General features: G+C 70.9%; 26 protein-coding genes. 18 read left to right on the forward strand and 8 right to left on the reverse strand.

All coding sequences use genetic code 11. The features are described 5' to 3' along the window. Entirely contained in the window at nt 1-648 is a 648-nt protein-coding gene (locus AB0M82_RS17515) for a dTMP kinase (protein ID WP_364722608.1), read from the forward strand. 199 nt (nt 649-847) lie between these two features. Here the strand turns inward: AB0M82_RS17515 and AB0M82_RS17520 are convergent, their stop codons facing one another. Beyond that, nucleotides 848-1,297 carry a hypothetical protein gene (locus tag AB0M82_RS17520; protein ID WP_364722610.1) on the reverse strand — a complete coding sequence of 150 codons (450 nt, stop codon included), beginning with the start codon at nt 1,295-1,297 and terminating at the stop codon, nt 848-850. Between the two features lie 64 nt (nt 1,298-1,361). Between AB0M82_RS17520 and AB0M82_RS17525 the strand changes: the two genes are divergently transcribed. Further along, nucleotides 1,362-2,336 (forward strand): WYL domain-containing protein, encoded by a 975-nt coding sequence (locus AB0M82_RS17525; protein ID WP_364722612.1) that lies wholly within the window; start codon nt 1,362-1,364, stop codon nt 2,334-2,336. On the opposite strand, the gene AB0M82_RS17530 is transcribed toward AB0M82_RS17525, so the two are convergent. Then, a complete protein-coding gene (locus AB0M82_RS17530) occupies nt 2,333-3,118 on the reverse strand; it encodes an IclR family transcriptional regulator (protein ID WP_364722614.1) in 786 nt (261 codons plus the stop codon). The genes AB0M82_RS17525 and AB0M82_RS17530 overlap by 4 nt on opposite strands. A 166-nt stretch (nt 3,119-3,284) precedes the next feature. Between AB0M82_RS17530 and AB0M82_RS17535 the strand changes: the two genes are divergently transcribed. The 8 genes from AB0M82_RS17535 to AB0M82_RS17570 all read left to right on the forward strand — a co-directional run bounded on the left by AB0M82_RS17535 (nt 3,285) and on the right by AB0M82_RS17570 (nt 14,665). After that, on the forward strand, nt 3,285-3,599 hold the full coding sequence (locus AB0M82_RS17535) for a bifunctional 3-phenylpropionate/cinnamic acid dioxygenase ferredoxin subunit (RefSeq protein ID WP_364722616.1): 315 nt from the start codon (nt 3,285-3,287) through the stop codon (nt 3,597-3,599). Between the two features lie 166 nt (nt 3,600-3,765). Then, a complete protein-coding gene (gene mtrA, locus AB0M82_RS17540) occupies nt 3,766-4,443 on the forward strand; it encodes an MtrAB system response regulator MtrA (protein WP_005150760.1) in 678 nt (225 codons plus the stop codon). 7 nt (nt 4,444-4,450) lie between these two features. Continuing rightward, entirely contained in the window at nt 4,451-6,175 is a 1,725-nt protein-coding gene (mtrB, locus tag AB0M82_RS17545) for an MtrAB system histidine kinase MtrB (protein ID WP_364722618.1), read from the forward strand. A gap of 38 nt (nt 6,176-6,213) precedes the next feature. Beyond that, nucleotides 6,214-7,923, forward strand: coding sequence for an LpqB family beta-propeller domain-containing protein (locus AB0M82_RS17550; protein ID WP_364722620.1), 1,710 nt, complete (start codon nt 6,214-6,216; stop codon nt 7,921-7,923). A 69-nt stretch (nt 7,924-7,992) separates the two neighbouring features. After that, entirely contained in the window at nt 7,993-8,775 is a 783-nt protein-coding gene (locus AB0M82_RS17555) for a ComF family protein (RefSeq protein WP_364722683.1), read from the forward strand. 833 nt (nt 8,776-9,608) lie between these two features. Then, on the forward strand, nt 9,609-10,295 hold the full coding sequence (gene raiA, locus AB0M82_RS17560; protein WP_364722622.1) for a ribosome-associated translation inhibitor RaiA: 687 nt from the start codon (nt 9,609-9,611) through the stop codon (nt 10,293-10,295). Between the two features lie 206 nt (nt 10,296-10,501). Continuing rightward, nucleotides 10,502-13,396: a preprotein translocase subunit SecA gene (gene secA / locus AB0M82_RS17565; RefSeq protein ID WP_364722624.1), complete on the forward strand. Its 2,895-nt coding sequence runs from the start codon at nt 10,502-10,504 to the stop codon at nt 13,394-13,396. A 57-nt stretch (nt 13,397-13,453) separates the two neighbouring features. Beyond that, the gene (locus tag AB0M82_RS17570; RefSeq protein ID WP_364722626.1) at nt 13,454-14,665 is read left to right on the forward strand and encodes a cytochrome P450; all 1,212 of its coding nucleotides are present in this window, start codon (nt 13,454-13,456) and stop codon (nt 14,663-14,665) included. A 51-nt stretch (nt 14,666-14,716) separates the two neighbouring features. Here the strand turns inward: AB0M82_RS17570 and AB0M82_RS17575 are convergent, their stop codons facing one another. Beyond that, the gene (locus AB0M82_RS17575; RefSeq protein WP_364722627.1) at nt 14,717-15,160 is read right to left on the reverse strand and encodes an Rv3235 family protein; all 444 of its coding nucleotides are present in this window, start codon (nt 15,158-15,160) and stop codon (nt 14,717-14,719) included. A 228-nt stretch (nt 15,161-15,388) separates the two neighbouring features. Between AB0M82_RS17575 and AB0M82_RS17580 the strand changes: the two genes are divergently transcribed. Then, nucleotides 15,389-15,763 (forward strand): HAD-IA family hydrolase, encoded by a 375-nt coding sequence (locus tag AB0M82_RS17580; protein WP_364722685.1) that lies wholly within the window; start codon nt 15,389-15,391, stop codon nt 15,761-15,763. A gap of 4 nt (nt 15,764-15,767) precedes the next feature. Here AB0M82_RS17580 and AB0M82_RS17585 read toward each other — a convergent pair whose 3' ends face one another. After that, complete coding sequence (locus AB0M82_RS17585; protein ID WP_364722629.1) at nt 15,768-16,529, reverse strand: RNA methyltransferase; 762 nt, start codon at nt 16,527-16,529, stop codon at nt 15,768-15,770. Nucleotides 16,530-16,654: 125 nt separating this feature from the next. Between AB0M82_RS17585 and AB0M82_RS17590 the strand changes: the two genes are divergently transcribed. Next, nucleotides 16,655-18,061: a wax ester/triacylglycerol synthase family O-acyltransferase gene (locus AB0M82_RS17590; protein WP_364722631.1), complete on the forward strand. Its 1,407-nt coding sequence runs from the start codon at nt 16,655-16,657 to the stop codon at nt 18,059-18,061. After that, nucleotides 18,058-18,549, forward strand: a complete 492-nt coding sequence (locus AB0M82_RS17595; protein WP_364722633.1) for a hypothetical protein — start codon at nt 18,058-18,060, stop codon at nt 18,547-18,549. The genes AB0M82_RS17590 and AB0M82_RS17595 overlap by 4 nt, the downstream gene beginning before the upstream one ends. A gap of 142 nt (nt 18,550-18,691) precedes the next feature. Here the strand turns inward: AB0M82_RS17595 and AB0M82_RS17600 are convergent, their stop codons facing one another. Together AB0M82_RS17600 and rsgA are read right to left on the reverse strand one after the other, a co-directional pair. After that, nucleotides 18,692-19,588, reverse strand: coding sequence for a hypothetical protein (locus tag AB0M82_RS17600; RefSeq protein WP_364722635.1), 897 nt, complete (start codon nt 19,586-19,588; stop codon nt 18,692-18,694). Between the two features lie 102 nt (nt 19,589-19,690). Further along, the gene (gene rsgA, locus AB0M82_RS17605) at nt 19,691-20,713 is read right to left on the reverse strand and encodes a ribosome small subunit-dependent GTPase A (RefSeq protein ID WP_364722637.1); all 1,023 of its coding nucleotides are present in this window, start codon (nt 20,711-20,713) and stop codon (nt 19,691-19,693) included. Nucleotides 20,714-20,826: 113 nt separating this feature from the next. Here rsgA and AB0M82_RS17610 point away from each other — a divergent pair, with 113 nt between their 5' ends. Continuing rightward, a complete protein-coding gene (locus tag AB0M82_RS17610) occupies nt 20,827-21,597 on the forward strand; it encodes an SOS response-associated peptidase (RefSeq protein ID WP_364722639.1) in 771 nt (256 codons plus the stop codon). Further along, on the forward strand, nt 21,594-22,202 hold the full coding sequence (locus AB0M82_RS17615) for an alpha/beta family hydrolase (protein WP_364722641.1): 609 nt from the start codon (nt 21,594-21,596) through the stop codon (nt 22,200-22,202). Before AB0M82_RS17610 ends, AB0M82_RS17615 begins: the two co-directional genes overlap by 4 nt. Nucleotides 22,203-22,231: 29 nt before the next feature. On the opposite strand, the gene ybaK is transcribed toward AB0M82_RS17615, so the two are convergent. Beyond that, the gene (gene ybaK, locus AB0M82_RS17620; RefSeq protein WP_364722643.1) at nt 22,232-22,708 is read right to left on the reverse strand and encodes a Cys-tRNA(Pro) deacylase; all 477 of its coding nucleotides are present in this window, start codon (nt 22,706-22,708) and stop codon (nt 22,232-22,234) included. Between the two features lie 194 nt (nt 22,709-22,902). Here ybaK and AB0M82_RS17625 point away from each other — a divergent pair, with 194 nt between their 5' ends. From AB0M82_RS17625 to AB0M82_RS17635, 3 genes are all read left to right on the forward strand, one after another. Beyond that, a complete protein-coding gene (locus tag AB0M82_RS17625; protein WP_323325613.1) occupies nt 22,903-23,526 on the forward strand; it encodes a sigma-70 family RNA polymerase sigma factor in 624 nt (207 codons plus the stop codon). Beyond that, nucleotides 23,523-23,843 carry a mycothiol system anti-sigma-R factor gene (gene rsrA, locus AB0M82_RS17630; protein ID WP_364722645.1) on the forward strand — a complete coding sequence of 107 codons (321 nt, stop codon included), beginning with the start codon at nt 23,523-23,525 and terminating at the stop codon, nt 23,841-23,843. The genes AB0M82_RS17625 and rsrA overlap by 4 nt, the downstream gene beginning before the upstream one ends. A 321-nt stretch (nt 23,844-24,164) precedes the next feature. Further along, a complete protein-coding gene (locus AB0M82_RS17635) occupies nt 24,165-25,685 on the forward strand; it encodes a histidine kinase N-terminal domain-containing protein (protein WP_364722647.1) in 1,521 nt (506 codons plus the stop codon). A 328-nt stretch (nt 25,686-26,013) separates the two neighbouring features. Here the strand turns inward: AB0M82_RS17635 and AB0M82_RS17640 are convergent, their stop codons facing one another. Next, nucleotides 26,014-26,268, reverse strand: a complete 255-nt coding sequence (locus AB0M82_RS17640) for a WhiB family transcriptional regulator (protein ID WP_072481920.1) — start codon at nt 26,266-26,268, stop codon at nt 26,014-26,016. Between the last annotated feature and the right edge of the window lie 115 nt (nt 26,269-26,383).

Consider the following 26,383-nt stretch of genomic DNA (forward strand, 5'->3'; position numbering starts at 1 on the left):
ATGACGCCCGTGGGTCGACTGGTGGTCATCGAAGGGCTCGACGGCGCGGGCAAGCGCACGCTCGCCGACGGGCTGACGGCGGCGCTGCGCGCCAAGGGTGCGAGCGTGGCGTCGCTGGCGTTCCCGCGCTACGGCGAGAGCGTGCACGCGGACCTGGTCCGGGAGGCGCTGCACCGCGGGCACGGCGACCTGGCCGACTCGGTGTACGGCATGGCCGTGCTCTACGCGCTCGACCGCAGCGGCGCCGCGGACGACATCCGCGCGCTGCGGGACGCGCACGACGTCGTCCTGCTCGACCGCTACGTCGCGTCGAACGCCGCGTACGCGGCCGCGCGGCTGCGGCAGGACGCGGCAGGCGAAGTCGTGAAATGGGTGTGGGAGCTGGAAGTCGGCCGCTTCGGCCTGCCCCGCCCGGACGCGCACCTGCTGCTGCGGGTCGCGCCTTCGGTGGCGGCCGAGCGCGCCGAACGCCGCGCCGAGACCGGCCGGGAGCGCGACGCGTTCGAAACCGACGACGGCCTCCAGCGGCGCTGCGCGGCGGTGTACGACGAGCTGGCCGCGGCGGGCTGGCTGGCGCCGTGGCACGTCCTGGACGGCGTCGCGGGCGTCGACCTCGAAGCGCTGGCGGCGTCGCTGCTGGGGCGGTAGCCGAACCGGTGTCCCGGAACCGTTTCCCAGCCCGGTTCGCCCACAGTGGACAGTCGCAGCGCGCGACGGCGGGGGGCGTCGCCGACGTACGTTTCCTCGGCGACGAAGTCCGTTGTGGACGGTTCCGGCAGCACCTTGCCGCTGCGTGGTCCCCCGAGGCCAACGCGCAGCCGCCGAGGCCGGCGCCGAGGACGCCCGCTCAGGCCCGGGTGAACTCCATGACCCAGTTGGCTTCCCAGGTCCCCCCACCGTCGGTGGAGAACTCCTGCTCCCACCGCGGCGAGGACGTGGTGGTGTCCGACCAGATGTAGTGCGCCCTGATCGGCTGCCCCTCGTGGGTGTCGTCGCCGTAGAAGTCGCCGCGGCCGTCGGTGAAGGTGCCCACGACCGGGGGCTGGAGCAGCCCGGTGCGGCTGCCGGCCCAGTAGATCGACCACTCCTCGCGCTCGACGTCGAAGAGCCGCAGCGTGAAGCCGCGGAAGCCGCGGGCCGGGAAGAGGATCTCTTCGGTGTTGCCGCCGCCCTCGAAGAACGGCGTGCAGGTGGTGGTGCCGGGGTAGACGTCCCAGTCGTCGCAATCGGAGAAGAGCGTCTTCAGCCGCCGGCTGACGACGGTCCAGGAGCCGTGGAAGAAGTCGAAATCGTTCATGCCGGCGATCTTGGGTCGCGGCCACTGACATCTTCTGTCAGTGGCCGCTGGCAGACTTCGCCGGGTGCGTGCGAGCCGGCTGGTGTCCCTGTTGCTGTTGCTGCAGAACCGGGGGCGGATGAGCGCCGCCCGGCTGGCGGCGGAGCTGGGCGTGACCGCGCGTACGGTGTACCGCGACGTCGAAGCGCTCGCCGCCGCGGGCGTCCCGATCTACGCCGAGCCGGGGCCGGCAGGCGGCTACCAGCTGATGGACGGCTACCGGACCCGGCTGACCGGGCTGACCGCGGGCGAGGCCGGCTCGCTGTTCCTCACTGGCCTGCCCCAGCCGGCCGCCGAACTGGGTCTGGGCGCCGAGGTGGCCGCCGCCGAGCTGAAGCTGATGGCGGCGCTGCCGACGCCGTACCGGGACGCGTCGGTGCGGATCCGGCAGCGGTTCCACCTCGACGCCCCCGGCTGGTACCGCGAGGCGGATCCGGTGCCGCGGCTGCTCGCCGCCGCGGAGGCGCTGTGGCAGGACCGGCTCGTCGAGATCCGGTACCGCCGTTGGTCGCCGACGCCCGGCGTGGTCACGCGGCAGCTGCGCCCGCTCGGCCTGGTCCTCAAGGCCGGTGTCTGGTACCTCGTGGCCGCCGGCCGGTCGGAGCCGCGGACCTACCGCGTCACCAACATCGAGGAACTGCGGCCGCTGCCCGAGGCCTTCGTCCGGCCCGGTGGTTTCGACCTGGCGGAGTTCTGGCGGGACCACGTCGAACGGTACGAAGAGAGCGAAGCCGCCGAGACCGCCGTCGTCCGGCTGTCACCCGCGGGGATCGCCGCCCTGCCCGAAGTCCTGGGGCCGAGAGCCACCCGGCTCGCGATGCGCACCCTGGAACCCGCGGACGACGAAGGCTGGCAGCGCGCCACCATCCCGCTGGAAAGCGTGCCCCACGCCGCCGCGGGCCTGCTGCGGCTCGGCGCGGACGCACAGGTGCTGGCGCCCGCGGAACTCGCCGCGCACCTCGCGGAGACGATCCGCGCGATGGCCAGGCTGTACCCCTAGTCCCGGAAATAGCCCAGCTGCTCGGAAAGTTGTTCCGCCGCCTCGGTCATCGGCCGCACGATCTGCTTCACCCGCTGCTTCGAAAGGCGGTACGACGGCCCCGAGGCGCTCATCGCGGCGACGACGTCCCCGCCCGGGCCGTGGATCGGCACGGCGACCGCGTGCATGCCGAGTTCGAGCTCTTCGTAGCAGGCCGCGTAGCCGTCTTCGAGCACCCGCTCCAGCTCGGACATCAGCTCTTCCGGGTCGACCGTCGTGCGCGGCGTGTACTGCTCCAGCTTCCGCTTCAGCACCCGCTTGCGTTCGGTTTCGCCCATGTACGCCAGCAGGACCTTGCCGCTGGACGTCGCGTGCAGCGGCGTGCGCTGGCCGGTCCAGTTCTGCGTCGTGATCGCCGCCGAGCCGCGGGCCTGGCTGATGTTGATCGCGACGCCGTCGTCGGCGACGGCGATGTTCACCGTCTCGCCGAGCGCTTCGGCGAGCGAGAGGCAGCTGGCGCGGCCGAGCTTCGCGAGGTCCATGCGGCCGGTCGCGGCGCCGGCCAGCCGGACGATGCCGAACCCGATCGCGTACTTCCCGCGTTCGCCGAGCTGTTCGACCAGGCCTCTCGCCTCCAGGACGCTGAGCAGCCGCGACGCCGTCGACTTGTGGACGCCCAGCTCGCCCGCGATCTCGGTGATGCCGGTGTCGCCGTTGCGGGCGAGCAGCTCCAGCACGCTGATCGCCCGGTCGACCGACTGCACCTGGCTCTGAGTTGCGTTGCCCGAGTCCTGGTTCCGCATGGCGCAACAGTATCCGTTTTGCCCCGGTGCTATCGGCTGACTGGGCGAATCTCTTGACGGCGACGTCGTCGGGGACGGATTGTTGCGCAGGAAGCTGCAGCGTCGCACTCTGCGCAACATTCACGCACCGTCCCGGCATCTCGTCAGTCGTTACCCGGAGGCCTTGATGATCCGAGCCTGCGCCGTCGCCGACCTGCCCGAAGGCGACGCCCTCCGCCTCGACGGTCCCGTCGCGATCGCGGTGTTCCACACCGCGGACGGCTTCTTCGCCGTCGACGACACCTGCACGCACCAGGACGCCTCCCTCGCCGACGGCTGGCTCGAAGGCTGCTTCGTCGAATGCCCGCTGCACGCCTCGCAGTTCGACCTGCGCACCGGCGTGCCGGCCTGCCTGCCGGCCAAGAAGCCGCTGCGCACGTACCGCGTGACCGTCACCGACGGCGTCGTCTTCGTCGACGCGCCCGTCCCGGCGGTTCCCTGAGCCTCTCCTCGCAGGTCCGTGAAGGGCCGCACCGGCTCCGGCGCGGCCCTCACGGACCGTCCACGGCCACCCGGATGGAGCAGAACTCTTAGCGATCTTGATCTTTCTGGTGGTCAAACACGCGGGTCGTGCGTGCGGGCGTCCGAACTAGTGCGAATATGTGGACATGAAGGCACGTGTTCTCGTGGTCGACGACGACCCCGCCCTCGCGGAGATGCTCACCATCGTGCTCCGTGGGGAGGGGTTCGACACGGCGGTGGTCGCCGACGGCTCACGCGCGCTGCCCGCGCTGCGTGAGCTGAAACCCGACCTCGTCCTGCTCGACCTGATGCTGCCCGGGATGAACGGGATCGACGTCTGCAAGGCGATCCGCGCCGAGTCCGGGGTGCCGATCGTCATGCTCACCGCCAAGAGCGACACCGTCGACATCGTTCTCGGTCTGGAGTCCGGCGCGGACGACTACGTCGTCAAGCCGTTCAAGCCGAAGGAGCTGGTCGCGCGGGTCCGGGCCCGGATGCGCCGCACCGAGGCCGAACCGGCGGAGTCGCTCACCATCGGCGACCTGGCGATCGACGTGCCGGGCCACGAGGTGACGCGGGAGGGCAAGGCCATCCCGCTGACTCCGCTGGAGTTCGACCTGCTGGTGGCGCTGGCCCGCAAGCCGCGCCAGGTGTTCACCCGCGAGGTGCTGCTCGAGCAGGTGTGGGGCTACCGGCACGCGGCCGACACCCGCCTGGTGAACGTGCACGTCCAGCGGCTGCGGTCCAAGGTCGAGAAGGACCCGGAACACCCCGAGGTGGTGTTGACCGTTCGCGGCGTCGGGTACAAGGCCGGCCCGCCGTGATGGCTCCATGACTCTCCCGACCGGCAGACGGCTCCCCGCGTCGGCGCGTTCGACGGCACGACTGGTACGGCGTGTCGTCGTTTTCGCGCGCCGTCGCGCGATCGCGTTCAACGAGCTGTGGAAGCACTCGCTGCAGTTCCGGGTCACCGTCTCGACGCTCGCGCTGTCTTCGGCCGTGGTCTTCGTGCTGGGCATGGTGCTGCAGAACCAGATCACCGAACGGCTGCTGGACACCAAGCGCGACGCGGCGATCGCGCAGACCCGCGCGGCGGCGGAGACGGCGGCCGGTGAGCTGGTCGGCCTCGGCGGCGAGTCGCGCGAAGCGATGGGCAACCGGCTCCAGAACGCGCTGAAGAAGATCGCGATCACGCCGACCAGCCAGGACGCGGCCGGTTCGGCGGCGGGCACGTTCGTCCCGGTGCTCGCCAGCGGCGGACACGACCAGTCCGGCGACGAGCAGGCGTTCGCGGGCCCGTTCGAGAACGTGCCGCCGCGGCTGCGCCAGTTCGTCGAAGCCGACCAGATGAGCTGGCTCGAGCACACCGTTCCCGACACCGCCGGCGGGCGCACGACGTACCTGATCGTCGGCACGCCGCTCAACACCGTCGCCAGCCCGCTGCAGCTGTACCTGCTGTTCCCGCTGACGACCGAGCAGAACACCGTCTCGACCGTGCAGAACACGCTGCTGGTCGGCTGTCTCGTGCTGCTGCTCCTGCTGGCCGGAATCACGAACCTGGTGACGCGGCAGGTGGTGCGGCCGGTCCGTCAGGCCGCCGCCGCGGCCGAACAGTTCGCCGGGGGAGACCTCGACCAGCGGCTCGCGGTGCTCGGCGAGGACGACCTGGCGAAGCTCGCGGTGTCCTACAACGGGATGGCCGCCAGCATCCAGCGCCAGATCCGCCAGCTCGAGGAGTTCGGCGGACTGCAGCGCCGGTTCACCTCCGACGTCTCGCACGAGCTGCGCACACCGCTGACCACCGTCCGGATGGCCGCGGACGTGCTGCACGCGTCCCGCGAGCAGTTCCCGGCCGGGCTGGCGCGGTCGACCGAGCTGCTGGTCGACGAGCTCGACCGGTTCGAAGCGCTGCTCGGCGACCTGCTGGAGATCAGCAGGCTCGACGCCGGCGTCGAGGAGCTGTCCGCCGAGTTCATCGACGTGCGCCCGATCGCGACCCGCGCGGTGGAGCAGGTGCGGGTGATCGCCGGCAACGCGGGCAGTTCGGTCGAGCTCGTCCTGCCCGACGAGGAGGTCGTCGCCGAGGTCGACGCCCGGCGCGTCGAGCGGATCCTGCGCAACCTGCTCGCCAACGCCGTCGACCACAGCGAGGGCAAGCCGGTGGTGCTCACCCTCGCGGCGAACGAGACCGCCGTCGCCATCACGGTCCGGGACCACGGTGTCGGCCTGCGGCTCGGCGAGGCGGACCTGGTGTTCAACCGGTTCTGGCGCGCCGACCCGTCGCGCAACCGGCGCACCGGCGGCACCGGGCTCGGCCTGGCGATCAGCCAGGAGGACGCGCGCCTGCACGGCGGCGAGCTCGACGCCTGGGGTGAGCCCGGCCACGGCGCCTGCTTCCGGCTCGTGCTGCCGCGCCGCCAGGACGTGCCCGCCGGCGACCCGCCGCTGGTCCTGCCGCCACCCGACCGTTTCGCGGCCGAGTTGCCGCTCGGGATCATCGACATCACGCCGGCACCCGAGGCGATCTTCGCCGAACGTGAGGGAATCGGTCAGTGAAACAACAGGCTCTTCGGGGGTCCAGGGGAAAGTCCCGGTTGTCACAGCTCGCGCTTGCGGCGTTGTGCGTGGTGCTGCTGGCCGGCTGCGCGAACGTGCCGCTGGAGTCGCAGCCCGTGGTCGTCTCCGGCGAACGGCAGGGCCAGGGCTCCGGCGACGTGGTGCCCGAGCCGTCGAAGGACATCGACCCGCTCTCCCTGGTCCGCGCCTTCGTCGGCGCGACGCTCAAGCCGGGGCAGAACAACGCGGCCGCTCGCGCCTACCTGGACGAGCAAGGCCGGGTGAACTGGCGGCCGAGCCGCAGCCTGACGATCATCCAGAACACCTTCGCCACGGTCTACGACACGAAGCCGCAGCCGGACGCGAACACGCTGATCGTCAACGTGCGCGGGGCCGACATCGGCACGCTGGACCAGAACAACGCGTTCGTGCCGGACGCCAACCAGGCGCTGCTCCAGGTGAAGGTGCGCAGGCAGGCGAACGGCCAGTGGCGGATCGTCGACCCGCCCGCCGACCTGTACGCGACCGAGTCCGACTTCAGCGAGAACTACACGCCGGTGCCGGTGAGCTTCTACTCGGACACGGCGGCCACGTTCGTCCCCGACCGGCGCTACGTCGTCGCGAAGCCGCAGTCCGGGCTGCCGGGCCGGGTGATCGACCTGCTGGTCAACGGGCCGTCGACGAGCCTGGCCGGGTCGGTGCGGAACCTGCTCGGCGAGCCGGTCGAGATCGACACGAACGTCAAGAGCCTCGACGACGGGACGCTGGTGGTGCCCCTGACCGGGGCGTCGGGCGTCCCCGACGACACCCGGAAACTGATCGCCGCGCAGATCGTCCTCACGCTGCAGTACGTCACGTCGGCGCGGATCCGGATCCTCGCCGACGGCGCCCCGCTGGTGGCGAACCACCCGGACTGGCGGCCGAACGACCTGCCCGCGTACGGCGCGTCGCTGTCGCCCAGCCTGCAGCTGCTCGGCCTGATGACGGTCGGCGGCCGCGTCCGCTCCCTCGGCGACGGCGCGCCGATCCCGGGCCCGGCGGGCAACGGCGGCTACGACGTCGTGAGCGCCGCCCAGGACTTCGACGGCAAGCGCCTCGCGGTGGTGGAGCGCGCCGGCGGCCAGGTCCGGCTGCGGATCGGCGACTTCGGCCACGAGCTGCCACTGGCGAACCTCGGCGGGAGCACGCTGAGCCGTCCGACGTGGCGGCCCGGCACCGGCGAGGTGTGGACGGTGGTCGACCAGCTGTCGGTGGGCCGGATGGTGCTGGGCCCGACTGGCCAGTGGACACCGCTGCAGGTCAACGCCACGGACCTGCTCCAGCAGGGCGTCACCACGGAGCTGCGGTTCTCCCGCGACGGCGCCCGCGTCGCCGCGGTCGTCAGCGGCGAGCTGTGGGTGGCCTCGGTCGTCGTCAACGGCGATTCGGTGTCACTGCGCGAGCCGCGGCACCTCCAGCCGCAGGACCTCACGGACGTCGTCGACGTCGACTGGTTCGGGCAGGACTCCCTGGTGGCGGTCACGAAGTCGGCGTCGCAGCCGGTGGTCAAGGTGACGGTGGACGGCCAGCGGATGGACGCGTTCAACAGCTCCAACCTGACACCGGCGGTCCACGGCGTGACGGCGGCTCCCAGCCGTCCGATCGTGGTGGCGGACAGCAGCGGGTTGTGGAACGCTTCGGCGCTCGGCGAGGTGTGGCGACCGCAGAGCCACTCGATGAAGGACGCGGACCCCTTCTACCCCGGCTGATGTTTCACCTGGTCGGGTGACGTCCGGACGTTCGAAACTGTCGGTGCCGGTCGTGACACTGTCCGTGTGTTGAAGAAACTGCTCGACCTCCTCGTCCCTAGCCGCTGCGCCGCCTGTGGAGCCCGCGGCGAGCCGTGCTGCGCCCGCTGCCAGGGCGTCTGGGGCTCGGCCGCCGAAGTCGTCCGCACGCCGACGGCCGGGCTGGTGCGGGTGTTCGCGCTGGCCCGGTACCGCGGCGTGGCCAGGAGGTTGCTGATCGCGTACAAGGAGCGTGGCCGCCGTGACCTGGCGCCGTCGCTGGGCCGGGCATTGGCGGACGCGCTGGTCGTGCTCCCGTTGAAGGGGGTTGAAGCTGCCGGTTCGAGCAGTGTGACGTCGGTTGTTTCGCCGGTGGAGGGAGCTGCCGCGGTTGCCGGTTCGAGCCGTGTGGTGCCAGCGGTCTCAGCAGAGAAGGGAACCGCTCCCGCCCGTGCCCCGGTCCGGGCGATCTGTCTGGTCCCGGCGCCCAGCCGCCGTTCGGCGGCGAGGGTCCGCGGCGGCCCTCACGTCGAGCGCCTGGCGAACGCCGCGGCGAGCGTCCTGGCCGCGCGGGGCATCGAGGTCGCGGTCGCCCCGGCGCTGGAGCTGGCCGGTGGGGCCCGCGACGCGGTCGGGCTGGATCGCGCCGAGCGGATGGCCAACCTGGCCGGCCGGTTGCGGTTCCGTCAGGCAGGGCGCCCACCACCGGGATACCCGCTGGTGGTGCTGGACGACGTCGTGACAACGGGAGCCACGGCGGCGGCGTGCGTACGAGCGCTGGCGGCGGAGGGTTTCCCGGTCTCGGCGGTGTTGACCCTGCTCGCGGCCGGGTGAAGCCGGGTGAAAGGGCGTCCCCCATCCGGCGGCGGTGGACTCGCGGGGTCGGCTTGTCCGTGGTCACCACCGCCCACCGTCCCCACGGGCGAGCAAGCCCGCCTGCTCCAAAGCCTCCAGGCCATGGCGTCCACGACGCCAAAGCGAGCCGAAAGGAGCCCGCCACCTGCGGCTTCACCGAGCCGGCACCCCACCCCGCACCTCCCACCGCCGACTACGTCCACCATGCGAACGCCCGCACCCAAACCGGAGGCGAAACGAACCACCGTCCCGACCCAGCTCGCGGCCGGGTGACCCGCCTGTCACCTACATGAGTGATATCTCGCGGGAACGCGAACGGACCGACGCCCGTTGACCGGACATGAGGGTGCGCGACACGACCACTCGGCTGCCACACCACTCCACCGGTGTGGCGGCTGTGCCGGACCGGGTCGTCACCCTCGGCGTCCAGCAGTCGGCAACGATGCGCCGTCCGTGTGAAACCGAGCTGCGCGGACCGCATCCGACCAGCGGGGGTTTTCTGGTGCCCACTCCGCGATCACTGCGCGGGGTGACGGAGTCCCATCCCCTGACATCCCCCGGCTCGGGGGCTGTTGTAACGGGCGTGAGGAAGCTAACGTGCACCGCAATCAGCAATCCCCGCAGGCAGGGAGGTGACGAGCCCATGTCCCTGGCGCCAGAGGTGCGCTGAGCCCGTGCTCGGTCACCGGCACGAGACGTCGTGAACCGTTTCCGAGTTCCTTCTCAGCCCACGAAGCGGGCTTCCGTCCCGCAATACCGGCGCCGTGTGTGAACACAACAGCTCGCAGTCATCTCAGCGAGGGAGGTCGTGTATGGACATCGTCGTTAAGGGCCGCAACGTGGAGGTGCCCGATCACTATCGGGCGCTTGTCAGCGACAAGCTGGCCCGCCTCGAGCGCTATGACAGGAAAGTCATCCGGTACGACGTGGAACTGTTCCACGAACCCAACCGACGTCAGGCCAAGAGTTGCCAGCGCGTCGAAATCACCGGAAAGGGGCGGGGCCCGGCCGTACGCGCTGAAGCGTGTGCCGCCGACTTCTACGCAGCGCTCGATTCCGCAGTCACCAAGCTGGAAAACCGGCTGCGGAGGACACACGACCGGAGGCGCGTGCACTACGGACGCAGCCGCCCGGAATCGGTCGCCGAAGCGACCTCGGTACTGCCGGGTGGTGGATCCCCGGCCGCAGCCAGTCCCGCCGCGCGTACCGCGGTGTTGGACGCACCCGAAGCCGAACCGCAGACGAACGGCTTCGCGAGTGCCGACGAGCTCCATCTGCCCCAGCAGCAGAGCTGGGCCGATGACGACCTGGGTCACCAGCCAGGCCGCATCGTTCGCGAGAAGCAGCACACCGCGGAGCCCATGACGGTGGACCAGGCTCTCTACGAGATGGAGCTGGTCGGCCACGACTTCTACCTCTTCAACGACTCGGAAGCGGGCCGGCCCAGTGTGGTCTACCGGCGGAAAGGCTTCGACTACGGCGTGATCCGGCTCGGCTGAGCCGGTCTCTAAGGAGGCCTTCCGGGTGGCCCGCACGCGGCTCGCGTGCGGGCCACCCGCATGTCCCGACCCACGGCGTGTGCACACCACGCCCCTCGTTCCCTACGATGGGGTGGGACGGTGGCGCCGAACACGGCTGCCGCCGCGGGAGAACCTGCCCGGGACCGGCCTGGGCGCGCTCATGATCAGCTAGTGAGGTCGACCGGATGGTGCTGAACCGCCTGCTCCGCGCGGGTGAGGGCAAGATGGTGAAGCGGCTGCGCAACATCGCCGATCACATCAACACCCTCGAAGACGACGTCAAGGACCTGACCGACGCCGAGCTGCGGGCCAAGACCGATGAGTTCCGCAAGCGGAACGGCGACGGCGAATCTCTCGACGAGCTGCTGCCGGAGGCCTTCGCGGTCGTCCGGGAGGCGGCCAAGCGGGTGCTCGGCCAGCGCCACTTCGACGTCCAGCTGATGGGCGGCGCGGCGCTGCACCTCGGGCAGGTCGCCGAGATGAAGACCGGTGAGGGCAAGACGCTCACCTGCGTCCTGCCGGCCTACCTCAACGCCATCCCCGGCAAGGGCGTGCACGTCGTCACCACGAACGACTACCTGGCCAAGCGCGACTCGGAGTGGATGGGCCGTATCCACCGCTTCCTCGGCCTCGAAGTCGGCGTCATCCTTTCGGAGCAGCAGCCGGACGTCCGGCGCACGCAGTACAACGCCGACATCACCTACGGCACGAACAACGAGTTCGGCTTCGACTACCTGCGCGACAACATGGCGTGGAGCCTGGACGACTGCGTCCAGCGCGGCCACTACTACGCCATCGTCGACGAGGTGGACTCGATCCTCATCGACGAGGCCCGGACGCCGCTGATCATCTCCGGCCCGGCGGACCAGTCGTCGCGGTGGTACGTCGAGTTCGCCCGGCTCGCGCCGCTGATGCAGGGCATCGACACCACCACGATGGGCTCGCGGGAGCGCACCGAAAAGGCGAACCTGATCAACTCGAAGTACCACTACGAGGTCGATCAGCGGAAGCGCACCGTCGCGGTCACCGAGAAGGGCGTCCGGTTCGTCGAGGACCAGCTCGGGATCGACAACCTCTACGAGGCCGCCAACACGCCGCTGGTCGGGTACCTGAACAACGCGCTGAAGGTCCAGGAGCTGTTCCACCGGGACAAGGACTACATCGTCCGCAACGGCGAAGTCATGATCGTCGATGAGTTCACCGGGCGCATCCTGGTCGGACGGCGCTACAACGAGGGCATGCACCAGGCGATCGAGGCCAAGGAAAAGGTCGAGATCAAGGCCGAGAACCAGACCCTCGCCACGATCACGCTGCAGAACTACTTCCGGCTCTACGACAAGCTTTCCGGCATGACCGGTACGGCCGAGACCGAGGCCGCCGAGTTCCACCAGACCTACAAGCTGGGTGTGGTGCCGATCCCGACGAACCGGCCGATGGTGCGCGCCGACCAGCCGGACCTGATCTACAAGACCGAGCAGGCCAAGTTCGAGGCCGTCGCCGAGGACATCGCCGAGCGGCACGAGAAGGGCCAGCCGGTCCTCGTCGGCACGACGAGCGTCGAGAAGTCCGAGCACCTGTCGAAGCTGCTCGTGAAGCTGAGCGTGCCGCACGAGGTGCTGAACGCGAAGCACCACGACCGGGAGGCGCTGATCGTCGCGCGCGCCGGCCAGAAGGGCGCCGTCACGGTCGCCACGAACATGGCCGGCCGCGGTACCGACATCGTGCTGGGCGGCAACCCGGACATCATCGCCGACCAGGTGCTGCGCGAGCAGGGCCTGGACCCGGTCGAGCACTCCGAGGAGTACGAGGCCGCCTGGCCGTCGACCCTGGAGAAGGTCAAGGAAGAGTCCAAGGCCGAGGCCGACGAGGTCCGCGAGGCGGGCGGGCTGTACGTGCTGGGCACCGAGCGGCACGAGTCGCGCCGCATCGACAACCAGCTCCGCGGCCGGTCGGGCCGTCAGGGCGACCCGGGCGAGTCCCGCTTCTACCTCTCCCTCGGCGACGAGCTCATGCGCCGCTTCAACGCGACGATGGTCGAGCGCGTCATGACGACCATGCGGCTGCCCGACGACGTGCCGATCGAGCACAAGATGGTCTCCAAGGCCATCAAGAGCGCGCAGACCCAGGTCGAGCAGATCAACATGGAGCAGCGCAAGGACGTCCTCAAGTACGACGAGGTCATGAACGAGCAGCGCAAGGTGATCTACGCCGAGCGCCATCGCGTGCTGGCCGGCGAGAACCTGCGCGACCAGATCGAGGGCATGCTCGAGGACGTCGTCAACGCCTATGTGGACGGTGCGACGGCCAACGGCTACGCCGAGGACTGGGACCACGAGAAGCTGTGGACGGCGCTGAAGCAGCTCTACCCGGTCAGCATCGAGTGGGACGACCTCATGGAGGACGGCGACCTCGACGCGCACGGCCTCCGCGAGGCGCTGCTGCAGGACGCCCGCAACGCCTACGACAAGCGCGAAGAGGAGATCAACGCGCTCGTCGGCCCGGACGGCATGCGGACCCTGGAGCACCAGGTGATGCTGACGGTCCTCGACCGCAAGTGGCGCGAGCACCTCTACGAGATGGACTACCTCAAGCAGGGCATCGGCATGCGGGCGCTGGCGCAGCGCGACCCGCTGATCGAGTACCAGCGCGAGGGCTTCGACATGTTCCGCGCGATGCTCGACTCGCTGAAGGAGGAGGCCGTCGGCTTCCTGTTCAACCTGCAGGTCGAGCGCGCCGAGGCGCCGCCCGCCGAAGACGCCGCCGCGCTGCCCGCGGGTGTCGGCTCCGGCAACGGCCAGGCAGCCGCGGCCTCGGAAGGCCGTCACGCGCGGCCGGCCCCGCCGCAGCCGCCCACGACCGACACCGAGTCCGTCCCGGCCGCCCTGCGCGGCAAGGGTCTCGGCGGCGGTGGACAGCAGCCGGGCATGACGCTCTCCGGTCCGGGCGAGGACGGCGAGGTCGAGTCCCACAGCGAGGGTGGGGCGCAGGCCGCGGGTGGCGGCGGCGCGTCTTCCCGTCGTGACCGCCGCGCCGCCCAGCGCGACGCCGCGAAGAAGGGCAAGAAGGGCCCGCGTCGCTGACGTAGGCGAAACCGGGGCGCGTGGCTTGTCCGCGCGCCCCGGTGCCATGAACGGGGGATGGTCGTGACGACGGTGTCGGCGGATCCGCAGGAGTTCTTCACGCTGTTCGGCGCCGAGCGGCGGCCGGACCCGTACCCGCATTACCGGCGGTGGCGCGAGCGCGTGCCGGTCGCGGCGCTGGCCGAGCGGATGTTCGTGGTCAGCGGCTTGGCCGAAGCCACGCAGGTGCTGCGCGACCCGGCGTTCGGCCACCCCGAACCCGAGTACCTGGATCCGGCGGACCGGCTCCCGGACCAGCCGGTCGACGAGTCGGGACGCGTGGTCCGGGCGTTCCTGTCGCTGAACCCGCCCGACCACACGCGGCTGCGGCGGCTGGTGGCGAAGGCGTTCACCCCGCGGATGGTCGAGCGGCTGGCGCCGCGGATCGAAGAGATCACCGTGGAGCTGATCGAGCGCGCGCCGGACGAGTTCGACCTGATGGAGACGCTCGCGAGGCCGTTGCCGGTCGAAGTGATCGCCGAACTGCTCGGCGTGCCGCTGGACGATCGCGAGCGCTTCGCGACGTGGTCGCACGCGATGGCGCGGGCGCTGGACCCGCCGTTCCTGCAGCGCCCGGAGACGGTCGAACCAGCGGTCCGGGCGCGCCAGTCGTTCGTCGGCTACTTCCGTGAACTGGCGCGGCGGCGACGGCGCGAACCGGGGGACGACCTGCTGTCCGCGCTGGTCGCGGTGTCCGACGCCGGTGACGTGCTCAGCGAGGGCGAGCTGCTGGTGACGCTCACGCTCCTCCTCATCGCCGGCCACGAGACGACGACGAACCTGATCGGCAACGGCGTCCTCGCGTCGCTGCGCCACCCGGACGGCCTGCGTCCGGCCGCGGAGGCGTCCGACCGGATGGTCGAGGAGGTCCTGCGCTACGACTCACCGGTCCAGCTGACGGGCCGGACAGCGCTGCGTGACACGGCGCTCGGCGCCCTGGCGGTCCCGGCGGGCAGCCAGGTGATCGTCCTGATCGGAGCGGCCAACCGCGACCCGGCGGCGGGCCCGGACCCGGAGTCGTTCGACCCGTCCCGGGCACCGGGCCGCCACCTGGCGTTCGGCCAGGGCATCCACTTCTGCCTCGGCGCGCCGCTGGCCCGGCTGGAAGGCCGGATCGCCTTCCGCGAACTGGCCAGGCGGCGCCCGAAGCTGTCCCTGGCCGGCGACCCGGCCTGGAACCCGACGACGACCCTGCGCGGCTTGTCGACCCTGCCGGTCACGAGCCGGTAGGCCGCGGCGTCCACCCGGCCGGCGGCGGGGAGCGCGCCGCGCCGGACCGCTTCATGCCGCCGCTCGCTGGGGCCGTCGGCCGGATTCCCGCGGCTTCAGCAGGGCGAACCGTACGCAGCGCCAGCCCGCCGTGGTGCGGGTGAAGCGGGCCGCCAGTGCGAACGACCGGCCGTCCGCCTCCACGCGGGCGCAGGCTTCGATCACACCCGGCACCGGGGTGCACGTGTGGATCGTCTGCGTCCGGTGCCGGGGCCGGGCCAGGCGCGGCCCGCTGAGCCCCGCGTAGACCTCCGGCGCCACCATGGCGCGGATCTGCGACGCCGGACGGCGGCCGTCGTAGGCCTCCAGCAGCATGTTCAGCAGATGGCCCACCTCGCCCGCTTCGAGCTGCCTCGGCGCCGGGCAGCGGGCGCCGCCGCGTCGGTGCTCTTCCGGTGTCACCGTCGCCGGGCGTTGTGCGCGGCGCGGCGCTTCGTAGTGGATCAACGTTCTCACGCGATGTTCCTCGATCATTTCCTCCCCTCCCGGACTCGGCATTTCGCCGCCTCCACTGCTTAGAGGGGGGAACCGGTCCGAAAGGCGACAGGAATCGCTCGATTCGGGGGAGAACCGCCGAAACGATGGATTCCCCTACGCCGGTGCGCTAAGCGCCGGGCAATATCGAACTGTCCGAGACACCGCATCGCCGCCACGGCTATGGTGTGCCGGGTGCTGAAAGGGCTATTGGTCGATTTCGCCGGAGTTCTCACCGATCCCGACGCCGGCCGGTTCTACGACTACCTGGCGGCCGCACGCGAGCGAGGCGTCCGCACCGCGCTGCTGTCCAACGCCCACGGGGCGTCGGCCGAGGTCAAGAACACCATGTTCGACTATTTCGACGAACTGGTGTTTTCGGGTGAGGTCGGCGTGACCAAACCGGATCCGGCGATCTACCTGATCGCGGCCGACCGGCTCGGCCTGCCCGCCGTCCGCTGCGCCTTCGTCGACGACTCCGCGGCGAACATCCGCGGCGCCGTCCAGGCGGGCATGGTCGGCGTGCACCACCGGTCGGTCGACGAAACCCTCGTCGAACTGAACGTGCTGTTCCCGGCCGGCTGAGCGGTCAGCGGCCGCGGCGGACCAGCTCGAACGACAGCACCGCGGCGGCGGCCGAGACGTTCAACGACTCGACGTCGCCCGGCATCGGGATCGACACCCACTCCGTGACGAGCTCGCCGACGTCCGCGCCGACCCCGGCCGTTTCGCCGCCCAGCACGAACGCCGCGCGCTGCGGCAGGTCGACGTCGAACACCGTCGTCTTCGCCGACGCGCCCAGGGCGTACAGCGCGTAGCCGGCTTCGGTGAGCATTTCGGCGGCTTCCCGCGCCGACCCGCAGCGCAGCACCGGCGCGCGGAACGCCACCCCGGCCGAAGCCTTGACCACCAGCGGGTCCAGGGCCGCGACCCCGCGCCGCGGCACGATCACGCCGTCCAGCCCGGCCGCCGTCGCCGTCCGCAGGATCATCCCGACGTTCGCGGGCGTGGTGATGCCGTCCAGCAGCAGCACCCGCGACGGCGGGCGGCGGTCGGCCAGCGCGGTGCCGAGCGCGCGCATCCGGGGCGCGACGACGTCGGCGAGCACGCCCTGATCCTGCTTGCCGTTCCCGGCGAGGACCTTGACCCGGTGGGCGCTGGCGCGCTGCACCGGCACGCCGGCCACCTTCGCCGCCTGCTGGATCTCCGCCGCGCCGGGACCGCGGGCGGTGTCGGCGAGGATCACCTTGTCCACCCGCAGGCCGTCGTCCGCCAGCGCCTCCAGCACCGGCTTCCGGCCGTACACGGTCAGGAAGCGGTCCTTCGGCGAAATCGTCGAGTCATCACCCACACCGGGCAGTCTCGCATCGAACCTCGTTCAGCCGTCGGGCGGCGCGACAGTTGCCGTAGATCGGCAGGTCGCGGCCCGTGACGCCGCCTGACCGGAACAAGGTTCGCTGTGTAAGGATCGGCCCCATGCCCGACCGTCTTTCCGCGCTGGACGCTTCGTTCCTCTACGTGGAGGACCACACGACCCCCATGCACGTCGGCGGGGTGGCGATCTTCGAGCGGCCGCGCTCCGGGTTCAGCTACGCGCAGCTGCTCGACCTCGTCGGGGCGCGGCTGGCGTACCTGCCGCGGTACCGGCAGCGCGTGCTGGAGGTGCCGGGTCACCTGGCGCGGCCGGTGTGGGTGGACGACGTCGACTTCGACCTGAACTACCACGTCCGGCGCTCGGCGCTGCCCCAGCCGGGCAGCGACGAGCAGCTGTTCGACCTGGTCGCGCGGCTGATGTCGCGGCGGCTGGCGCCGGAGCGGCCGCTCTGGGAGGCGTACTTCATCGAGGGACTGGCCGGCGACCGCGTGGCGCTGGTGACGAAGACGCACCAGTCCGTTGTGGACGGTGTCGGGACGATCGAGCTGGGCCAGCTCATCCTCGACCCGACGCCGGCCGAGCCGGAGCCGTTCGAGGACATCTGGACGCCGCGCCGCGAACCGAGCCGCACCCAGCTGGTGCTGGACGCGATCAGCGAGGGCGTGCAGCGGCCGGGCGAGATCGTGGAGAACGTCCGGTCGGCGGCGAACGACGCGGTCGCGTCGGCGGGGAAGTTCGCCGAAACCGTCGGCGGGGTCGCGTCGACGTTGCGCACGCTCGTGAGCCCGGCGCCGCCCGGGCCGTTGAACGTCCGGGTGTCCGGCGGCCGCGTGTTCGCGGTGGTGCGCACGCGGCTGGAGGACTTCCGGAAGGTCCGCGCGGCGCACGGCGGCACGGTCAACGACGTCGTGCTCGCCGCCATCACGGGCGCGCTGCGCGAATGGCTCCTTTCGCGCCAGGAGTCGCTGAGCCCGAACGCCACGGTCCGCGCGTTGGTGCCGCTGGCGGTGCGCGACGCGGAAACCGCGGAGTACTCGACGCCGGCGCTGGTCGGCAACCAGGTGGCCGCGTACCTGGTGGACCTGCCGGTCGGCGAGCCGAACCCGGTGCTGCGGCTGCAGCACATCGGCCACGCGATGGCCGAGCACCTGGACTCGGGCCGGTCGGTGGCCGCGCGCGGGCTGCTCAAGGTGGGCGGATTCGCCCCGGCTACCCTGCACTCCCTCGGCGCGCGTGCGGCGGGGTCGTTGTCCGGGCGCATCTTCAACGTCATGGTGACCAATTCACCGGGCCCGCAGATGCCGATGTACGCGGGAGAGGCCAGACTGGTCGAGATGTTCCCGGTGATGCCGCTGATGCGCACTCAGGCGCTGGCGATCGGGGTGACGTCGTACCACGGCGGCGTCTACTTCGGACTCAACGGCGACCGCAAGGCCGCTTTCGACGTCGATCTCCTGGCCGGGATGATCGACGAATCCCTGGAAGAGCTGAAGGGTGCGCACTGGTGAGGGTCTATCTGCCTGCGACCATCGCGATGCTTCGCGACCTCGAGTCCTCGGGGGAGTTCCGCGCCCGCAGCGGGACGGCGTTCGCGCTGACCCCGGCGCTGCGCGAGGCGTACCTGAGCGGGTCGGACGAGGAGCTGGAGTACGCGGCGCTGCTGGACGCGGCGCGCGCCTCGCTGCGCCTGATCGCGGCGGAGGAGAAGGGCGAGCCGCGGCGGGTGGTGGTGTCGGCGGACGTCGAGGGGATCACCCTGCGGCCGGACCTCGACGCACCGGTGGTCCGCATCGGCGGCCCGATCCCCCTGTCGGCGGTGGCGGCGATCCACGTGGACGCCCCGGAAGCGGCGGACGCGGTGGCCGCGGCGGCGGCGGTGGTCGACGCGGCGGACCTCGGCGATCCGGACGCGGAGTTCACCCTCGGCGACGCCGAGGACCACGAGCTGGCTTGGTACGCGCCGCAGGAGCTGCCGTTCCTGCTCGAGCTGCTCTGAGTTGTCCACAGGCGGGAAGGCCTGTGGACAACCTGCCTAGCCCACCTCGCCCGGCGCCGGCGCCTGGACGTCCAACCGGGGAGAACACAGCGGCTCCCCCGAACCCGTTCGAGGGAGCCGCTTGCTACTCACCGTCGCCCGGTCAGCGACCGGCCTTCTTCATCAGCTCGCCGAGGTCGACGACCTGCTCGGCGGGCGGGGCCGCCACGTCGACCTGGGTGCCCCAGTCGCTGTACTTCATGGTGAACTTCGAGTCACCCGCGCCCGGCGCACCCAGCGCCTGCATCATCGGGCCTTGGTCCATGGTGACCTGCACCGGCAGATTGCCCTTGTTCAGCCACAGCTCGGCCGGGAGCTTGATGTCCTTGCCCTTGAGCATCTCGGTGATCTTGTCGCGCGCGGCGGCCGGGGCCTGGCCGGCGAACTGGTCGACCGCCTTGGCGACGTCGAGCTCGACCTTGTAGTGGTTGACCTGCTCGCCGTTCAGCTCGGTCTGGTCGGACGAGATGATCCGGCCCGCCTTCGAGATCTGGTCGAGCATCTTGCTCGGGTCGCTCTGCTCGGCCGACTGCGACAGCGCGCCGCCCAGCGCCTGCGAGATCGGGTCGGTGCCGTCGGTCGAGATCTTCGCCCACGCCTTGTCGGTGCGCATCTGCTTCTGCTGGTCGGCGGGCAGCTTGATGTACATGACCTTGTCGACCATGCGCATTTCCGTGGTCTGGCCGGCCGCGGTGCTGGTCATCGAGAACTTGGTGTTCGCACCGTCGAAGGCCATCGCGCCGGTGGCGCTGAGGGTCTGCCCGGCCACCGAGCCCTCCATGGTGAACTTCGCCGACTTGGACTGCTCGGTCCCCTGCTTGGACGCCGACGCCAGCTGGATCGCGTCGGTGAACGGCGAAGCGAGGCCGCTGCCGCCGTTCGACTGGGACTGGCCGTTCGCGGCGGCGGGCTCGGCGGTGCCGGTGGTGGCATTGCCGCTGCACGCCGTCAGCGTGAGCACCAGTGCGGCACCCGCCGCGACCAGGGTGGTCTTGCGCATTGAGTTCCCCTCGGGAGTCGGATCTTCCCCTCGGCATATCGCCTGATCGGGTGATTGGTTACCGATGTGACGGTGACGGCCCGGCCCTGGTTCCCGGTTGCCTCAGGACTCCGTGTCGCGGGTCACTTCGTGGCCGCCGCGGGAGGCCAGCAGGCGCCGCAGCGACGCGAGCCGCTCGGCGCCCGCCTTGCCGTCGGTGACGACGTCGTCGAGCGCGCAGCCCGGGTCTTCCGGCGGCCCCAGGTGCCCGCAGCCCGACGGGCACTCCTCGGCGGCTTCGGCGAACTCCTCGAAGGCGTCGACGATGTGGTCGGCGGTGACGTGGGCCAGCCCGAACGACCGCACGCCGGGCGTGTCGATCACCCAGCCGCCGTCCGGCAGCGGCAGCGCCACCGCGGCGACGGACGTGTGCCGCCCCTTGCCGACCCCGCTCACCACGCCGACGGCCAGGTCGGCGTTCGGCACCAGGCGGTTGACCAGTGTCGACTTACCGACACCGGAGTGTCCGACCAGCGCCGTCACGCGGTCCTTCAGCATCTCGGCGAGGCCTTCGGGTTCCTCGTCGTGGCGGGTCACGATCGCCGGGATGTCGAGGCCCGCGTACCCCGCGAGGAGCTCGTCCGGGCTGGCCAGGTCGGCCTTCGTCAGGCACAGCACCGGTTCGACGCCGCCCGCGTAGCAGGCGACGAGACAGCGGTCGATGAACCCGGTGCGCGGCGGCGGGTCGGCCAGCGCGGTGACGATCAGCAGGCGCTCGGCGTTGGCGACGACGAGCCGCTCGAACGGGTCGGTGTCGTCGGCCGTGCGCAGCAGGGAGCTGGTGCGCTCGTCGACGCGGATGATGCGCGCGAGGGTGTCCGGCTTGCCGGAGACGTCGCCGACGACCCCGACCCGGTCACCGACCACGACCGGCGTGCGGCCCATCTCGCGGGCCCGCATCGTGGTGATCACCCGTCCGGGATCGGCGTCGATCGCGCAGGTCCAGCGGCCGCGGTCCTTGCCGATCACCATGGCGGTGACGGCGTCGGCGTGCTCGGGACGGCGCTTGCTGCGAGGCCTGGTGCCCTTGCCGGGGCGCACCCGGACGTCGGACTCGTCGAGCTTGCTCCAGTCGTTGCGCGCCAAACTGTCCTCCTCCCGTGCGCCGGTGCCCCCGAATGATCCCATGCCGCTCGCCACAGCCCTGGCCTGCGTGTAACGATGGCGTCCCGGACATATCCGGTACGAGGAGGTTGGCGATGTGCGGCCGTTATGCCGCCACCAAGGACCCGGCGAAGCTGATCGAAGAGTTCGACGCGATCGACCTCACCGAGGGTCGCGCGCGGGTGGACCACAACGTGGCGCCGACGAAGAACGTGGTCACCGTCGTGCAGCGGCACCCGCGTGACGAAGAAGGCCAGGTCCTCGAGGACGAGCCCGCCGAGCGCTCACTGCGGATGATGAAGTGGGGCCTGGTGCCGTTCTGGGCCAAGGACCCGTCGGTCGGCTCGCGGATGATCAACACCCGCGCCGAGACGGCCGCCGAGAAACCCGCCTTCCGCCGCGCGCTGACGTCGCGCCGCTGCCTGGTGCCCGCCGACGGCTGGTTCGAATGGCGCCGCACCGGCAAGGAGAAGGAGCCGTTCTACATGACCGCACCCGACGACTCGTCGATCGCGTTCGGCGGCATTTGGGAGAGCTGGCGGCCGAAGGACGACGACAACGCCCAGCCGCTGATCACCTTCTCGATCATCACCACCGACGCCGCCGGGCAGCTCACCGACATCCACCACCGGATGCCGCTGATCGTGCCGGAGTCACACTGGGACGGCTGGCTCGACCCGGACCGCGAAGACGTCACCGATCTGCTGGTGCCCACGCCCGACGACATCGTTTCGGCGCTGGAGCTGCGGCCGATCTCGAGCCTGGTCAACAACGTCCGCAACAACGGGCCCGAACTGCTGGAGCGCGTCGACCAGCGGCAGCAGCTCGAGGACGAGGCCGCGCTGTTCGACGTGCCGAAGTCATGACCGCCCTCGAGATCGACACCGCGTACGGCCCGGCCCGGGTCTACCTGCACTGCGCCGAGGAGGGCGAGGCCGTGCTGATGCTCGGCCACGGCGCGGGTGGCGGGCTCGGCGCGAAGGACCTGGTCGCGGTGACCAGGGCGGCGCAGGCGGCGGGCGTGCACGTCGCGCTGATCGAGCAGCCGTACCGAGTGGCGGGGCGCCGCTCGCCGGCCCCGGCGAACCAGCTGGACACGGCGTGGCTGACGATCGTGGACGACCTGTCGGCACGCTTCGACGGTCTGCCGTTCGTGTTTGGCGGCCGGTCATCGGGCGCACGGGTGGCCTGCCGCACGGCGGCGGCCGGGCAGGCGGTGGCGGTGCTCTGCCTGGCGTTCCCCGAGCACCCGCCGGGCAGGCCGGAGAAGACGCGCCAGCCGGAACTGGACGCGGTCGAGGTGCCGGTGCTGGTGGTCCAGGGCGAGCGCGACCCGTTCGGGCGGCCGAAGGCGGGGCCGCACCACGAGATCGTGCTGGTGGACGGGGACCACAACCTGGGCAAGGACCTGGAGACGGTGTCACGGGCGGCGACGGAGTGGCTGTCGCGGGTGCTGCGCCCGCTCGCCTGAGCCGCTTTGTCAGCGGCTGGCGCTCCAGGTCAGGCCGCGATCGGCGCCACCACAGCGCCGGTGAGCCGGATCAGGTCGGCCGGTGCCAGCTCCACCTCAAGGCCCCTCCGCCCGGCCGAACAAAACACCGTGTCGAACTTCTCCGCGGACGCGTCGATCACCACCGGCAGCCGGCTCCGGTGTCCCAGCGGGGAAATCCCGCCCAGCACGTATCCCGTCGCCCGCTGGGCCGCCGCCGGGTCGGCCATCTTCGCCTTCTTGCCGCCCGCCGCGGCCGCCAGTGCCTTCAGGTCAAGTTGGCCGGTGACCGGGACCACGCCGACCGTGAGCTTGCCGTCGACCTCGGCGACCAGCGTCTTGAACACCTGGGCCCGGTCCAGTCCGAGCGCCTCCACGGCCTCCAGCCCGTACGACTCCGCGCGCGGGTCGTGGTCGTAGGTGTGGAGCGTGTGCGCCACCTTCTGCTTGGTCAGAACCGCGGTCGCCGGGGTGCCCTTGCCAGCCATGGCACGGAAGTCTAGGGAATGCCCGGTACCGCCGATCGGTTGTATCGGGCGTGACCACAACGCTCGCTAACCCACGCTCTCGCAGCCGTCGCCGCACGCTGGCACCGGCGAACCCCGGCGTGCCCGGCCCCCGCGTAAACTCGGGTCCGCCGTATGCGCGTACGCGCATCGACGCCGAGCGGGAAGGGAACGGTTTGCCGAGCACGCAGAACTCAGCGCCGGAAGAAGCGACGGAGGCCGAGCGCGCCGAGCGCTTCGAGCGGGACGCGATGCCGCTGCTCGACCAGCTGTACTCGGCCGCGATGCGGATGACCCGCAACCCCGCCGATGCCGAGGACCTGGTCCAGGAGACCTATCTGAAGGCGTACGCCGCCTTCGCGTCGTTCAAGGCGGGCACGAACCTCAAAGCGTGGATGTACCGCATCCTGACCAACACCTACATCAACGGCTACCGCAAGCGGCAGCGGCAGCCGGTGCAGCAGCCCACCGAGGAGATCACGGACTGGCAGATCGCCAAGGCCGAGGCGCACACCTCGAGCGGGCTGCGGTCGGCCGAGGTCGAGGCGATGGACAACCTGCCCGACACCGACGTCAAGGCCGCCCTGCAGAAGCTGCCCGAGGAGTTCCGGCTGGCCGTCTACCTGGCCGACGTCGAGGGCTTCGCGTACAAGGAGATCGCCGAGATCATGGACACGCCCATCGGCACCGTGATGTCCCGCCTGCACCGCGGCCGCGCCCAGCTGCGCGACCTGCTCGCCGACGTCGCGCGGGAGCGCGGCTTCATCCGGGGTGCCAAGGAGGAGGTGGCCGGGCGATGAGCGACATGTGCGAGGGCGCGTCCGACAAGGTCCGCTGCGAAGAGGCGCTCGCCGACATCTACCTGCTCCTCGACCGGGAGTGCACCGCGGAGCGCGATGCCGCGTTGCGCAAGCACATCGAGGACTGCCCGCCGTGCCTCGAGGAGTACGGCATCGACGAGCACATCAAGCAGCTGCTGGCCCGCAAGTGCGGCGGCGACCACGCCCCGGCCGAGCTGAAGAGCCGGCTGCGCGCGTCGATCCGCCAGACCGTCGCCTCGCGCGGCGGCGTCACGGTGGAGCGCACCGAGATCACCCTCGAGCAGCGTTCCGAGTAGTGCCCGAGCACGACGAAGGCCCCCACGCGAGTGCGCGGGGGCCTTCGTCATGCCGGACGCCGGAATCAGGCGTTGGGCTTCTTGCCGTGGTTCGCGCCGTTCTTCTTCCGGTCGCGACGCTTGCGGGCGCGCTTCGACATGTTCACTCCTCGTCGTCAAAAGTGGCCACGGCCGCGGCGCTGGCGCCTGCCGGGCTGGGTCAACCACTCAAGTGTGTCATGACCTCCCGTTCTGGTTGGATGGGGTGGTCGGGGCGGAGTACGAGGAGGGTGTCCATGGCCGAGATCAGGGCCAACGTGGCCGGGATGGCCGGGTAACGCCGTGTCCACGCTCGCCGAACTGCTCGCCGACAACACCGGCCTCCCCGGGGAGGCGGCGGATCACCTGCAGACCGTCGTCGCCGAGTGGCAGCTGCTGGCCGACCTGTCCTTCGCGGACTTCCTGCTCTGGGTCCCGGTGACCGAGGACCTGCAACCGGACGGCGGCGACTTCGTCTGCGTCGCGCACGCGCGGCCGACGACGGCGCCCACCGCGCACCCGGAGGACGTCGTCGGCACCCGGTTCACGGTGGACGAGCACCCGCAGCTGGCGAAGGCCATGCGCGAGGTGCGGATCTGCCGCGAGGAGGACCCGCACTGGTACCGCGACCTGCCGATGCGGCGCGAGGCGATCCCGGTGCGGTTCCACGACGACGTCGTCGCGGTGATGAGCCGCGAGACGAACCTGGCCGCGCCGCGGGTGCCCAGCCCGCTGGAGATCGCGTACCTGGGCAGCGCCGGCGACCTCTGCCAGATGATCGTCGACGGCACGTTCCCGCCGAGCGGCACCAACGCGACCGACACGCACACGTCCCCGCGGGTCGGCGACGGGCTGATCCGGCTCGACTCGAGCGGCACGGTGGTGTTCGCCAGCCCGAACGGGCTGTCCGCCTACCACCGGATGGGGCACGAGTCCGACCTGGTCGGCACCCGGCTGGCGCCGCTGACGCGGTCGCTGATCCGCGACCCGTTCGACGCGACCGAGGTGTCCCACCGGATCATCGAGGCCCTCGACGGGAAGCCGTCGAGCCGGACGGAGGCCGATTCGCGACGCGGCGCCGTGGTGCTGTTCCGCGCGCTGCCGCTGCGGCCGGCCGGACAGGCGGCGGGCGCGCTGGTGCTCGTCCGCGACGTCACCGAGGTCAAACGGCGTGACCGCGCGTTGCTGTCGAAGGACGCCACGATCCGTGAGATCCATCATCGGGTGAAGAACAACCTGCAGACGGTGGCGGCGCTGCTGCGCCTCCAGTCCCGGCGGACGACGTCGGAGGAGGCGCGGCTCGCGCTCGCCGAGTCGGTGCGCCGGGTGACGTCGATCGCGCTGGTGCACGAGGCGCTGTCGATCTCCGTGGACGAGCGCGTCGACCTCGACAAGCTGCTCGACAACGTGCTGCCGATGGTCGGCGAGGTCGCCACGGCGGAGTCGCAGGTCGGGCTGTCGCGGAAGGGCTCGTTCGGGGTGGTGGTCGCGGAGATCGCGACGCCGCTGGTGATGGTGCTGGCCGAACTGGTGCAGAACGCGATCGAGCACGCCTTCCCGGCTGGCCGGTCGGGCAAGGTCGAGCTGGTCGTCGAGCGCTCGGCCCGCTGGCTGGACGTCGTCATCCGCGACAACGGGCGTGGCCTGCCGTCGGGGTTCTCGCTGGAGCGTTCGGACGGCCTGGGTCTGCAGATCGTGCGGACACTGGTGGAGTCCGAGCTGCGGGGCTCGCTGTCGCTGCGGAAGGTGCACGTGGAGGCGTCTTCGCCCCGGGCGTCGGGGACGGAAGCCGCGCTGCGCATCCCGCTCTCGCGCCGGCTCTGACCGGCTTCGCCGTACCTGGGCGGTCGGTTCGCGTACTCAAGCGGTCGGTTCGCGTGACTGGGCGGGCATCGCGCGTGATTGGAGGGGCATCACGCGTGATTGGACGGGTGACACGATGAAGGCCCGGCACCAGGTGCGTGGTGCCGGGCCGTTCAGCGCTTCGCGGGATGACTTGAAGTCCCGGTGAGGTTTCACCGCACCCGTCGCCGGGTGGTTTCGCCCCACTTGTTAAGCTCGAACCGGGTAGGTGTCACCCCAGACGACGTGGACACAGCAGTGCCCGCCGGGAGGAATTTCCTTCTCGGTTCTGGTGCTTCTATGTGAAACTTCAGGCGTTGGTACGCGTGCCGATGTGCGTACGGCGGCGCTTGAGCGCGCGTCGCTCGTCTTCGCTCATGCCGCCCCACACGCCCGCGTCCTGGCCGCTGGCCAGAGCCCAGGCCAAGCAGTCGGAAGCGACGGTGCAGCGGTGGCACACGGCCTTCGCCTGAGCTACCTGCGACAGAGCAGGACCGCTGGTTCCCACCGGGAAGAACAGCTCGGGGTCCTCGTCTCGGCAGGCCGCGTCGTGGCGCCAGTCCATGTTCGTGAGCTCCTTCATATGGCGCGGAAAGGCCGCGCCACAGTCGTCATGGCGGTCGTTGTTTTGGGTGCTTGTGAATGCTTTCACGAAGCACCGCTTTCGACAAGGGTTTCTT

The organism is Amycolatopsis sp. NPDC051128 (assembly GCF_040682715.1).
Classification (GTDB): domain Bacteria; phylum Actinomycetota; class Actinomycetes; order Mycobacteriales; family Pseudonocardiaceae; genus Amycolatopsis.

What these genes read in the sequence shown, in the direction of transcription:
- AB0M82_RS17610 (WP_364722639.1), top strand. Translation starts at nt 20,827, where the DNA reads ATGTGCGGCCGTTATGCCGCCACCAAGGACCCGGCGAAGCTGATCGAA.
- AB0M82_RS17615 (WP_364722641.1), top strand. Translation starts at nt 21,594, where the DNA reads ATGACCGCCCTCGAGATCGACACCGCGTACGGCCCGGCCCGGGTCTAC.
- AB0M82_RS17515 (WP_364722608.1), top strand. Translation starts at nt 1, where the DNA reads ATGACGCCCGTGGGTCGACTGGTGGTCATCGAAGGGCTCGACGGCGCG.
- rsrA (WP_364722645.1), top strand. Translation starts at nt 23,523, where the DNA reads ATGAGCGACATGTGCGAGGGCGCGTCCGACAAGGTCCGCTGCGAAGAG.
- AB0M82_RS17535 (WP_364722616.1), top strand. Translation starts at nt 3,285, where the DNA reads ATGATCCGAGCCTGCGCCGTCGCCGACCTGCCCGAAGGCGACGCCCTC.
- AB0M82_RS17590 (WP_364722631.1), top strand. Translation starts at nt 16,655, where the DNA reads ATGCCCGACCGTCTTTCCGCGCTGGACGCTTCGTTCCTCTACGTGGAG.
- mtrB (WP_364722618.1), top strand. Translation starts at nt 4,451, where the DNA reads ATGACTCTCCCGACCGGCAGACGGCTCCCCGCGTCGGCGCGTTCGACG.
- AB0M82_RS17640 (WP_072481920.1), bottom strand. Translation starts at nt 26,268, where the DNA reads ATGGACTGGCGCCACGACGCGGCCTGCCGAGACGAGGACCCCGAGCTG.
- ybaK (WP_364722643.1), bottom strand. Translation starts at nt 22,708, where the DNA reads ATGGCTGGCAAGGGCACCCCGGCGACCGCGGTTCTGACCAAGCAGAAG.
- raiA (WP_364722622.1), top strand. Translation starts at nt 9,609, where the DNA reads ATGGACATCGTCGTTAAGGGCCGCAACGTGGAGGTGCCCGATCACTAT.
- mtrA (WP_005150760.1), top strand. Translation starts at nt 3,766, where the DNA reads ATGAAGGCACGTGTTCTCGTGGTCGACGACGACCCCGCCCTCGCGGAG.
- secA (WP_364722624.1), top strand. Translation starts at nt 10,502, where the DNA reads ATGGTGCTGAACCGCCTGCTCCGCGCGGGTGAGGGCAAGATGGTGAAG.
- AB0M82_RS17530 (WP_364722614.1), bottom strand. Translation starts at nt 3,118, where the DNA reads ATGCGGAACCAGGACTCGGGCAACGCAACTCAGAGCCAGGTGCAGTCG.
- AB0M82_RS17570 (WP_364722626.1), top strand. Translation starts at nt 13,454, where the DNA reads ATGGTCGTGACGACGGTGTCGGCGGATCCGCAGGAGTTCTTCACGCTG.
- AB0M82_RS17520 (WP_364722610.1), bottom strand. Translation starts at nt 1,297, where the DNA reads ATGAACGATTTCGACTTCTTCCACGGCTCCTGGACCGTCGTCAGCCGG.
- AB0M82_RS17600 (WP_364722635.1), bottom strand. Translation starts at nt 19,588, where the DNA reads ATGCGCAAGACCACCCTGGTCGCGGCGGGTGCCGCACTGGTGCTCACG.